Here is an 11,928-nt window from a genome sequence, read left to right as displayed (position 1 = left end):
CATAGAAAATATTTCTGTATCCTGATTTATTAGTGTAACTGATGTTTCTTTGTCTAATTCAGAGTAATTTAAGAATTCATTTGTAATCATATTTTTAGTAATTAAAGTATTTTTCTTATTCCAATTTGATACAATTTCAAAATAACCTGCGGCATCTTCTAAACAATACTCAAACATATTTAATAAAATATCTATCCAACCACTTTTCCGTAAAAATACTTTTTTGGGATTTTTACGAAAATAACTACCGTCAATCTTTTTATTTACTTTGATTTCAAGTTGGTTAAACAAACCATTTAATCCTTTATAGCCATATTTTGGCGAGTAATCTCTAAAATCAAATAGCTTTATTTCATTAATATTTGAGTATATTGATAAAGCTTTAAATCTGTTTTTCAACGTTTTTATATCACTATGTTTTATCTCGAAGCCGAGAAAAGTTTTGTTTTTCAGCCTATAAATATCTTGCATGATTTCCTTAACAAGTTGCTCTTCCTCAACTTCAAACTCTAAAAATTTAACTTTGATATATTGCTGATTAGTTTTTTTGAGAAGCCGAGTAATGGTGTATCCATATATTCTTTGTACTGCTTTTCCCTGTACCTGTAAATAATCCGGCCAAAATTCTAAGTCAAGAAAAACTAAATCATAGATAGAATCATTAGAAAAGTTATTGATAAATTGCCCATCAATCTTGACCTCTATCTTATACATAAAATATTTTGGGAATTATTTACATATTAAAAATATACAAAAAAATAATTACAATCAAAACAGGATATATACGTATTGAATCGCTAATCTATTTGCGTTTTATCTGCGTGCATATGCGGTTAGAAATTCAGACTTTTCTAGCTATAAAACCTAACCTTAATGCACTAAAGCGATCGCACTTTTCGTCAAGCCTCCACAGTGAATCCATTAAACGCCATGTTTTCCAGAAAAATATAGCGTTTCATCCTGGCTTGTGAATCAAGTTTTGAACTCGTAAACTAACTTTTGCAACTTGAAAAGCAGCTTTTGTGACTTGAAAACCTGTTAATGTTAAAGAATTTCAGAAAATCTAACCATATTTATTTATAAACTAATCTCAAAGCCTTAGAAGTTCTCATAAAAAACGCAAATATACGAATTAAACGCAATTTTTCAGCATTCCCATACGTATATTTGCGATAAAATAAAAGGCGATTGCAGCTTTAATGTACTAATGCGATCGCACGTTTTGTTAACGCTTCAGCAGTCAATCCATTAAATGCCATCAACTCACCAGCACTGGCTGTAGTCTCCCCACGCTTCCAAGCGAAGGTGTCGCGCTTGGCTGTACTCCGCAACAGAATCGGTTCTAACATCGCCGCAGCACCACCTGTAACAGCAATTAGCGCATCGCCATCAAATAATTCGGCAAATTTGGCATCATCTAAGAAATCGCCTTCAGGTTCAGAACAGGTATCCCATGCAGTATCATGGCTACGATACAATTGCCGAGGATTGATAACAGAAACTATCTTTGCACCAATACCTTCAGTTTCTAAAAAAGCCGCAGCTTCAAAGACTGGCATTAATGTCATATCACCAATTACAGCAAATACCGCTTGTTTATCACCAGCGATTTCATGTAATAACACTGCACCATCGCGCAACCCTTGACGAGTTTGTTCTAAAGTTGTGCGAATTGGTAACGGCGATTTACTTGCAGTAATCACAATTCCCTTATTCTTAGTTTTCAAAGCCCAGTCATAACAAGCTTGAATACTATTAGCATCGGGCGGAAATAATGGGAAAACATTTCCATTTCGCATCAACGAAGCAAAGTAAGCTTCAATTTCTGGACGTTGGTGAGTCCAACCGTTGCGTCCTTGTTCTAATGCGCCTGCTGTGAATAAAGTAATAGTGGAGGGAGTTTGACGACGCAATTCTGCCATTGACTGGGTTACAGTTTGCCAAATTGGTAATCCGTTAATGGCAAAAGATTCGTAAGAACACCACAAAGTTCTCGCACCCATTAAGGCTAAACCGGCAGCTAAACCGGCACAAGCATCTTCACTCAATGGTTCATAAACTTGTCCGTTTGGTGCTTGATTATATAAGTCGTCGGTTGTGGGGTGAATAATCTTTAATGCTTGGTTGATGTTGGCAATTCCAGATGCTTCGTTACCGTCGGCGTTGGTGACGAGAAAATTTCGATCTTTATTTCCAACTATTCCTACTAATCGTCCCATTGCGGTTGTGGAAACTTTGGCTTCACCTCCAACTGCATATTCCTCTAAAGGTAATTCGCCTAAATCTGGTAATGGGAATTCAAATTCTGTCACTACAGTTTTTGCTGCTGGGCCACCACCTGCGCGTTCTGCATTTGTTCTGACTAATTGCCAAGCTTCCGTAGATAAAGCACGGGTTTGCAATGCACTGATAATATGGGGCGCATCTAGCGTATCTTTAGGATACAAGTTGTGAGATTTTGCACCCCGCGCGTGGACTCCTGCACCTTTGAGTTGTTTAATAATGAAGACGGTAAGTTTACCACCCAAAGCCGATCGCGCTGCTTTATCTACACCCGAAAGTACTGCTTGAGTGAATTCTAGGCGTTTCTCAAAGGAAAAGGCGGTGCTATCAACGTAATCCCCTGGCTGGTTCTGATCGTCAAAGTCTTTGGCATCCACTAACACCACTTCATCAAAACCGTTACCTTGCCAATATGCTTGCATCTGTTCATTGGTTTTGAGAGAAACCATGCTGTGATGTTCTTGGCTGTAACCATTCCACACCAACACGGGTAAAAAGTTGGTGACAGCAGGATAAGCAGTATGGAAATGTGCGATCGCACTTACAATGTAAGGCTCACCCAATCCACCATCCCCAACTGTAAAGGGGAACAACTTATCTTTGTGTAATAGTGCAGCCGCCATTGCAAAGTGTTGCCCTTGTCCCAAAGGCCCCGCAGGTGCAAGAATACCGGGAATAAAACCAGAAAGGTGTCCTAAAAGTCCGTGATTTTCTCGGAAGCGATCGCGCAATTGTTGGACTGTAAAAATTCCCATGTCCTCTAGCGAACGATCCAAGAACATAGCACTATAAAATCCGGGCGCGTGGTGTCCGACTTCCGTGAGAATGTTCTTGTATCCCAGCATGACAAGAGATGCATAAACTTCTGCTTGGCTGGCGAATCCGCCGGGATGCCCAGAAGCTTTGCTAGCGGTAACTTGCAAAGTCAGGTAGCGTAAGGCATCAGCAGCCAGTAAAGTTTGATATACAGCTGTTTTATCAGTGGGAGATGCGATCGCTACTTTGCCCGACTCAATAGCAGGTGTTGCACCATAAGTTTCAAAATCTGGTAAAGCTTCACCAAAATATTGAATCCCTTCAGAGAAATTGGGAAGCGCTGAAGATGCCTTTGGGGAGATTGCAGTCATGCTGAGTACCTTTTAACGATGAGGTGAAACTGTAGATGCTCGTTGAATTTAACCAAAATTTTACATCTTCGGGGTTGTAACAGTTTATTGCTTTTTTGCAACGCTAGAATAAGTACTTTAAATGGTCAAGTAATCAAAATTTCAGTTAGTTGAAGTAGCAAAAAAATATTAAGCAGGAAAAAAATTTATGAAATTCCCAAATGGCCCGCAAACTCCAACAGTTTTACAGATGCTGCGCTGGATTGTTAATCCGATGTCATTTATGGAGGCTTGTACCAGAAGCTATGGCGAGATTTTTACTCTCCGATTAGACAAAAATCTTCCTCCTTTCGTGATCGTCAGCAACCCCCAAGCGCAACAACAAATTTTGACAACTGATACCAAAGAATTAGAAGTCCCTGGCGATCTAAATAAGGTACTTTAACCTTTGCTGGGCAAGCATTCTGTGATTAGCAGCGGCACAGACCACCAACGTCAACGCCAGTTGTTAATGCCTCCCTTTCACGGCGAAAGAATGCGGAATTATAGCCAAGTAATTACCGATGTCACCAAGCAAGTCATTAGCCAATACCAGATAGGCAAACCCTTCAATATTCGGTCTGCTAGTCAAACTATTACCGTGCGGGTGATTATGCAAGCTGTGTTTGGGCTACATGAAGGGCCTCGCGCTGAAAAACTACAGCAAATTTTGAGCGATCTTTTAGAGAAGGCCAGTTCTCGGTTAAGTGTGGCTTTGCTTTATTTTCCAGCTTTGCAAAGAGATTTTGGCCCGATTAACTTCTGGGGAAGACAAATGCGCGTTCAACAAGAAGCTGACAAACTCATCTATGAGGAAATTCGAGAACGTCGAGAACAACCAGATTCATCACGCACGGATATTCTCAGCTTACTCATGGCTGCTAGGGATGAAGCCGGTCAACCCATGACCGATGAAGAGTTGCGCGATGAATTGATGACTCTATTAGTAGCCGGTCACGAAACCACAGCAACAGCTTTAGCATGGGCATTATACCGGATTCATAAAATACCATCAGTGCGCCAAAAGCTACTGCAAGAATTAGATAGCTTGGGCGATAACCCAGATCCCGGTACCGTTTTCAAGTTACCCTATCTCAACGCTGTTTGTTCCGAGACATTGCGGATTTACCCAGTAGCTATGCTAACTTTTCCCAGAAGAGTAAGAACACCGATATCGCTAGGCGGTTATGAATTAGAACCGGGTACAGTCCTCCTTGGTTCTATTTATCTGACCCACCAACGGGAAGATATTTATCCAGAACCTAAGCAGTTTAAGCCAGAACGCTTTTTAGAACGGCAATTTTCTGCTTATGAATATTTGCCCTTTGGGGGTGGTGCTAGGCGCTGTATTGGTCTAGCATTTGCCCAGTTGGAAATGAAGTTAGCACTTGCCAAAATCCTTTCTAGCTTTGAATTAGAATTAGTTGACAATGGTGAAATTCGACCTAAACGCCGTGGTTTGGTGACAGGGCCAGATCGTCCTATCCAGATGATTATCAAAAGTCAACGTCAGGTGAACTCTCCCGTTCTTCAGACAACCACTGTTTGATGCTGGGGAGGTTGATTGAGGTAAAGGCATGTAAATTAGAGTGCGATCGCAAAATTATTGCATAACAAGTCGATGCATTGGCATAACAAGTCAATGCATTGGCATAACAAGTCGATGCATTGGCATAACAAGTCGATGCATTGGCATAACAAGTCAATGCATTGGCATAACAAGTCGATGCATTGGCATAACAAGTCGATGCACTGGCATAACAGGTCGATGCACTGGCATAACAAGTCGATGCACTGGCATAACAAGTCGATGCACTGGCATAACAAGTCGATGCATTGGCATAACAGGTCGATGCATTGGCATTGCAGTTGGAGTTCTCTAAGCTAAATGCCCTATATCTGAATATTTGAGCATGAATTTTGATTCAGCCGATGCCATAACAATATCAACTGCTGTACGCCAAGGTAAAGCTAGCGCTGTGGAAGTTACTAAAACTGCGTTAGCACGAATAGCAGCATGTGACGATCGACTCAACTGCTTTACGGCTGTGACTGCTGAGGCGGCTTTAGCAGATGCAGCACGCATTGATCGAGGAATTGCCGAAGGTAATAATTCAGGAATCCTTGCTGGTGTCCCTTTTGCGGTGAAAAATCTTTTCGATATCGCTGGTTTAACGACTCTGGCGGGATCGAAAATCAATGCAGAAAAACCATCAGCTACCCAAGATGCAACCGCAGTAGCCAAGCTGAAGAAAGCGGGTGCAGTATTGGTTGGTGCTTTGAATATGGATGAGTACGCTTATGGATTCGTGACGGAAAATTTCCATTACGGTGCTACTCACAACCCCCATGATTTACAGCGAGTTGCTGGTGGTTCATCAGGTGGTTCGGCGGCGGCTGTTGCTGCTGGGTTAGTACCTCTGACGCTGGGTTCTGATACTAATGGTTCAATTCGGGTTCCGGCGGCGTTGTGTGGCGTTTTTGGTTTGAAGCCAACTTATGGAAGGTTATCTCGGGCTGGGGTAGCTTTATTTTCTAGCAGTTTTGACCACATTGGCCCATTTGCGCGTTCGGTGCAGGATATTGCTACAGTGTTTGATGTGCTTCAAGGAGAAGACGATCGCGATCCAATTTGTACAAAACGTCCGCCTGAATTGGTTTTACCACAACTTAAGCAAGATATTTCCGATCTCAGAATTGCTATTGCTAGCGATTATTTTACCCAACGTGCGGAACTAGAAGCTTTAGCAGCAGTGCAAAAAGTCGCTGATGCTCTAAATGTCAATCAATATATCACAATCCCAGAAGCACACCGCGCCCGTGCAGCAGCCTTTGTGATTACAGCTAACGAGGGCGCAAATCTACATTTGGAAAATTTACGATCGCGTCCCCAAGATTTTGATCCAGCAACACGCGATCGCTTTTTGGCTGGGGCGTTAATTCCTAGTAGCTGGTATCTTCAAGCACAAAGGTTTAGAAGATGGTATCGCGATCGCATTCGAGAAGTGTTTCAAAATGTGAATGTGATTCTTGCCCCAACGACACCAATTTCTGCACCGCTAATCGGTCAACAAACTATGGTTTTGGATGGTGAAGAAATTCTTGTCCGTCCTCATTTAGGGCTATTTACTCAACCATTATCTTTCATTGGTTTACCCGTTTTATCAGTACCAATCCAGCGTCAAAATGATTTACCATTGGGCGTACAATTGATCGCAGCACCATATAATGAAGCGTTAATTTTACGGGTTGCGGCTGCGTTAGAAATAAAGGGTGTAATTTCAGCAGCAGTAGTGTAATTATAGTAAACCAATGTTGTATCAAATATTTTTTACCCCACCCTAACCCTCCCCTTATAAAGGGGAGGGAACCGGATTTTCTTATTTCCCCCATTTCTAAGGGGGGATTAAGGGGGGTAATAATTCGATTAAAATCACAACATAACACTTTTCAAACAATCTCTAAGGTTGCTAATCTTCTAAAATCTGAATTTCATCAAGTTGATTAATCACCACATCCGCACCTCGGACATTATCTGACTTACCCACCCAAGTGATACCAATACAACCTGCGGCTTTAGCATTACGTGCCATTTGCATATCACCAACTGCATCACCCACCATCAAAGTAGCGCCTGGTTCAACTCCCAAAGCTTGGCAAGCTTGCAAAAATAGCACTGGATCTGGTTTACTCGGCCCCTCATCTACTCCCATTTCCAATTGGATATAATCATTTAATTGGTAATGTGCTACAAACTTATTTACTTCATCGGTTGTTGCAGCTGAGAGGATACCGAGTTTTAAACCTGCTTTCCGTAAATATTTCAACAATTCTAAGCTACCTACAAATAGCGGTGAAGGAGTTTGTTCGATATATTTCTCCGCTTCTTCCATTGCTTGACGGGCAATTTTTAAGCATTCAAACCATCCTTTTCCTGTCTCGGCAATATATGCCGCAGCTGCAACTTCTGTTTCGCGGCGACTCGCTACCGATATCAAACCCGCCGGATCTAGAAGATTACCATTGATACCAAATGCCATTAACAGGGGTTCCCCAGTTCCAGGGATTTGGGCATCTATTAATCTTGTTGCTTTTTGCGCTAGCGATCGCAAATACGTTTCAGAATCTTCTAAAGTACCGTTTTTGTCAAACACAATTGCCTGGATATTATCAAAAGTGATATTTCTACATTTAATAGTTACCACAATAATTTCACCCCACTTATTTAATTAATAATTATGAGTTTTTATTGCTAACCCTTGTACAGACAAAGATTTTTCGCGTCTCTTCCCAATTTCCACATAAAAAAAGAGGGAAAAACCCTCTTTATATAATTATTTAATACTCTTACTTAAAAACAAGTAAAACTATAAAATCTATTATTCTTCAATAGCTGCTGGAATTTGTTCTTCAGTTTCCGTTGCTGCTGGAATCTCTTCTTCAATTTCCGCAACTACTGGAGTTACTTCCTCAAGTTCTGCTGCTGGTGGAATCTCGTCTTCAAGTTCTGCTGCTGGTAGAATCTCGTCTTCAAGTTCTGTTGCTGGTGGAATATCTTCTTCTGCTACAGCCGCCGCAGCAGTAGCACCTTGTTGCTTGGCTAGCAGTTGTTCGCGATACTTAGCAGCCATTTCTTCTGCTTTATCATAAACCAAATCCCGGTTTTTAATCATGTCGCCGGGTTCGGGTTCTAGCTGCTTGGTAGATAGGGAAATCCGACCCCTTTCTGCATCCAAGTCAATGATCATAACTTTCACTTCATCATTGACATTGAACACGCTATGGGGTGTATCAATATGTTCGTGGGAAATCTCAGAAATGTGTAGTAGACCACTCACGCCGCCGATGTCGATGAAAGCACCGTAGGGTTTGATGCCACGAACAGTACCTATTACTACTTCGCCGACTTCTAGGCGGTTCATCTTCCGCTCAACCAGCGCTCGACGATGAGACAGAACTAAGCGGTTACGTTCTTCATCAACTTCTAGGAATTTCAATGGCAAATCCTCGCCTACCAATTCTTCTTTAGGTTTGCGAGTACTGATATGAGAACCAGGGATAAAGCCACGTAATCCTTCAATGCGTACCAATGCACCACCGCGATTGGTTGCAAATACGCCAGAACGGACAGTGGCATCTTCTGCTTGCAATTGTCGCACGCGCTCCCAAGCCCGCATATATTCAATACGGCGAATGGAAAGGGTTAATTGCCCATCTTCATTTTCATCGGTAAGGATGAAAAATTCTCGGGTTTCGTTTGACTGTAAGACTTCTTCCGGGCTATCCACCCGGTTAATAGACATTTCTTGTATAGGTATATATGCTGCGGTTTTAGCACCAATGTCAATCAGAGCGCCGCGCGGCTCTATACTGAAGACGGTTCCTGGTACAACATCACCAGGGCTAAAATGATAATCGTATTTGTCAAGTAGAGCAGCGAAATCTTCGTGAGTGAATCCAATTTCTGTAGCGGTTAAATTCTGATTGACCATGCTTATTTGTTCCTGGTTCTAGTCTCCGTAAAGGTTGTGTGACAGGCGTAATGTACTATGCAAGCAGTTCTATGGCAACTTACACAAAACATCCTTTTTCATCCTAGCGCAGAAAAGCTAGTATTAACACATATCTACTCCCAAGATTGGAAATTATATCATAATAATTAGTCATTGGTCATTGGTTATTGGTCAATAATGAGAAACAAGATAAAGGACAAAAACAATAATATCCGTTGCTACTAAATCTAGTGGCAACGGATACTAACTTCTTTAAATCAAGTTAAAGGTCTGGTAAATAGGCTCTACTTATCTTTTGGTTTCTCAAAGCGAGGGGGTTCGCGAAATGCGATCGCAAAAAAGAGAGTACCTATACACAGAGTAAAAATCAAGATGTACGCAACGCTTTCCATATTATTAGTTGCTGCCTATCCAGCTAGTAATGAGGGATTAGGGATTGGTACTGGGTATTAGGGATTGGGAAAACTTTTTCCTAGTGCCCAATCCCCAGTCCCCAGTCTCCAGTCCTTTAGAGGGCTTCCTTTCTGCGGGTTGACTTGTCACCCACTTTCTGGAACAGACCCCACTCAACTTGCTCTTCAAGATCCGCGTCAACACCGGCAAACACATCTCGGTAGATTGTCCGAGCGCCATGCCATAGATGACCAAAGAAGAACAGCAGAGCAAATACGGCGTGTCCAAAGGTAAACCAACCTCTAGGACTGGTGCGGAATACACCATCAGAGTTCAAGGTTTCGCGGTCAAATTCAAAGATTTCACCACCTTGAGCTTTACGGGCATACTTCTTCACATCAGCTGGTTCTGTAAAGGTTTTACCATTCAGATTGCCACCATAGAAGCTGGCGGTGACACCAGATTGCTCGAAGCTATACTTAGATTCTGCCCGACGGAAGGGGATGTCAGCACGGACAACTCCATCAGCATCGGTCAAAATCACAGGGAAGGTTTCAAAGAAGTTGGGGAGACGACGCACGGTCAATTCCCGTCCTTCAGAATCTTTGAATACGGCGTGACCTTGCCAAGATTGGGCAATACCATCACCCTTCACCATTGGCCCTGTACGGAATAGACCGCCTTTAGCGGGGCTATTACCGACGTAATCATAGAAAGCCAATTTTTCGGGAATCTGCGACCAAGCTTGGTCAAGGGTTGCACCTTGAGCAACGGTAGTTTGAACGCGGCGCTGAATTTCTTGACGGAAGTAGTTTTGATCCCATTGATAGCGTGTAGGGCCAAACAATTCGATGGGAGTGGCGGCGTTACCATACCACATAGTACCAGCAACTACGAAAGCAGCAAAGAAGACTGCTGCAATACTGCTAGAAAGTACTGTTTCAATGTTCCCCATCCGTAGGGCTTTGTAGAGCCGTTCGGGGGGTCTAACTGTGAGGTGGAATAAGCCTGCAATAATACCAACAACACCAGCAGCAATGTGGTGAGCCGCAATGCCACCAGGGTTATATGGGTTAAAACCATCTGGGCCCCATTCTGGTGCTACTCCCTGGGCAGCCCCAGTTATACCATAAGCATCAGAAACCCATATCCCCGGCCCAAATAATCCGGTGACGTGAAAAGCACCAAAGCCAAAACAAAGTAAACCAGATAAGAACAGGTGAATGCCAAACATTTTTGGCAAGTCGAGGGCAGGTTCACCAGTGCGGGGATCTCTAAAGAGTTCCAAATCCCAGTAAACCCAGTGCCATACGGCGGCTAGGAACAAAAGACCGGAAAGAACAATGTGAGCCGCAGCAACGCCTTCAAATGACCAGAAGCCAGGATCGGTTGCTGGACCACCAGTAACGTTCCAACCACCCCAAGACTGAGTAACGCCCAAACGTGACATGAAGGGGAGGACGAACATCCCTTGTCGCCACATCGGGTTGAGAACTGGATCGCTAGGGTCAAAAACAGCTAGTTCGTAGAGTGCCATCGAACCAGCCCAGCCTGCTACTAAGGCTGTGTGCATTAAGTGTACAGAAATCAGCCGCCCTGGATCATTCAGAACGACTGTATGTACTCGGTACCAGGGTAGTCCCATCGACTACGCTCCTCCTCGATGAGTTAGTTTACAAAGCAATTTTCTTACTGAGATTCTAAGGAACGAAATTCGCCACTCAGAAAACTCTCTCTTGTTTTTTGTTATTGCCAGAGCCAGAGTACTACCACAGTTAGTCTTATAAGTCAGACAGCGTGGGAGATGAGGCAATGCTTACTCGCTTCGGGAGGTTTACCTTGTAGGGTAGCCACCGCCAAGCAAAAAATGAGAATGTTTTAAAAAGTGTAACTATTGATGGAATTGTTTGCAAGCGTGTAAATTGATGCGATCGCGTAGCATCACAAAGTTTTTTCGCTACCAATCCCTGTTGGGGATTAGATTTACTTATCTTTTCTTTATGAGAGACAAAGGAGAAATAGCAGTTAAGTATTACCCCTATGCCCCATGTCTATTTTACTGAACCACCAACTGGATATTTTGTAGTTGACACTTTGCCTCAGCTGTGTCTAAACGTTCGATTACTTGTTCGGCACTCATCAGACGCTTAAGTACTACTTGACCTATGGTAGTACCGGCTGTGTCTGGTATTGTAGGTTTCACTTCTACGGTTAAAATGGCTTCTTCAACTCGATAAAGCCATAGCAATTCGTTTTCTTCCACTAAACAAACATTCATTCGCTGAATATCTGGTTGCCGTCGCCATGCAGTTACTTGCCAGAGTCCATCAGATGCCCAGACTCTTGCAACTGTCCATCCCTCAGATAGAAAGAAATACTTCACGCTCTTAATCTCACTATTAAACTTTCAATCTGCTGTTTACGATATCGTATATTGTTTATTAATTATGTATAACTAATGATATTTTAAATTAAGACTATTTAAGGTTATTACCTACGCTTTAATATAAAAAATAGATATTTATAATTTAACTCATTACAAAAAACAACAAAATAATAATATTTAATTTTTAAGTTACTAGTTTTGTTTTTGC

General features: G+C 42.3%; 8 protein-coding genes and 1 pseudogene. 2 read left to right on the top strand and 7 right to left on the bottom strand.

Features of this window, described 5'->3' with window-relative positions:
• Together V7K42_RS08850 and V7K42_RS08845 are read right to left on the bottom strand one after the other, a co-directional pair.
• Positions 1 to 714, bottom strand: a 714-nt coding sequence (locus V7K42_RS08850; RefSeq protein ID WP_334915382.1) for a hypothetical protein, incomplete at its 3' end; no start/stop codon positions are given.
• A 482-nt stretch (positions 715 to 1,196) separates the two neighbouring features.
• Entirely contained in the window at positions 1,197 to 3,410 is a 2,214-nt protein-coding gene (locus V7K42_RS08845; protein WP_334915380.1) for a phosphoketolase, read from the bottom strand.
• Between the two features lie 187 nt (positions 3,411 to 3,597).
• Here V7K42_RS08845 and V7K42_RS08840 point away from each other — a divergent pair.
• Together V7K42_RS08840 and V7K42_RS08835 are read left to right on the top strand one after the other, a co-directional pair.
• Positions 3,598 to 4,977 (top strand): annotated as a pseudogene (locus tag V7K42_RS08840) (cytochrome P450).
• A gap of 364 nt (positions 4,978 to 5,341) precedes the next feature.
• Positions 5,342 to 6,727 carry an AtzE family amidohydrolase gene (locus V7K42_RS08835; RefSeq protein WP_334915378.1) on the top strand — a complete coding sequence of 462 codons (1,386 nt, stop codon included), beginning with the start codon at positions 5,342 to 5,344 and terminating at the stop codon, positions 6,725 to 6,727.
• Positions 6,728 to 6,898: 171 nt separating this feature from the next.
• Here V7K42_RS08835 and V7K42_RS08830 read toward each other — a convergent pair whose 3' ends face one another.
• The 5 genes from V7K42_RS08830 to V7K42_RS08810 all read right to left on the bottom strand — a co-directional run bounded on the left by V7K42_RS08830 (position 6,899) and on the right by V7K42_RS08810 (position 11,717).
• A complete protein-coding gene (locus V7K42_RS08830) occupies positions 6,899 to 7,633 on the bottom strand; it encodes an HAD family hydrolase (RefSeq protein WP_334915376.1) in 735 nt (244 codons plus the stop codon).
• Between the two features lie 174 nt (positions 7,634 to 7,807).
• A complete protein-coding gene (locus V7K42_RS08825; protein WP_334915374.1) occupies positions 7,808 to 8,920 on the bottom strand; it encodes a 30S ribosomal protein S1 in 1,113 nt (370 codons plus the stop codon).
• 305 nt (positions 8,921 to 9,225) lie between these two features.
• Entirely contained in the window at positions 9,226 to 9,333 is a 108-nt protein-coding gene (locus V7K42_RS08820; RefSeq protein ID WP_084227385.1) for a photosystem II reaction center protein T, read from the bottom strand.
• A 116-nt stretch (positions 9,334 to 9,449) separates the two neighbouring features.
• Positions 9,450 to 10,979 carry a photosystem II chlorophyll-binding protein CP47 gene (gene psbB / locus V7K42_RS08815; RefSeq protein WP_334915372.1) on the bottom strand — a complete coding sequence of 510 codons (1,530 nt, stop codon included), beginning with the start codon at positions 10,977 to 10,979 and terminating at the stop codon, positions 9,450 to 9,452.
• A 411-nt stretch (positions 10,980 to 11,390) separates the two neighbouring features.
• Positions 11,391 to 11,717 carry a hypothetical protein gene (locus tag V7K42_RS08810; RefSeq protein ID WP_334915371.1) on the bottom strand — a complete coding sequence of 109 codons (327 nt, stop codon included), beginning with the start codon at positions 11,715 to 11,717 and terminating at the stop codon, positions 11,391 to 11,393.
• Positions 11,718 to 11,928: the final 211 nt, after the last annotated feature.

Origin of the sequence: Nostoc sp., assembly GCF_036917455.1 — a bacterium.
GTDB lineage: Bacteria > Cyanobacteriota > Cyanobacteriia > Cyanobacteriales > Nostocaceae > Nostoc.
Note: the sequence above shows the minus strand (reverse complement) of the source record. Positions and strands in the feature narration are given on the sequence as shown.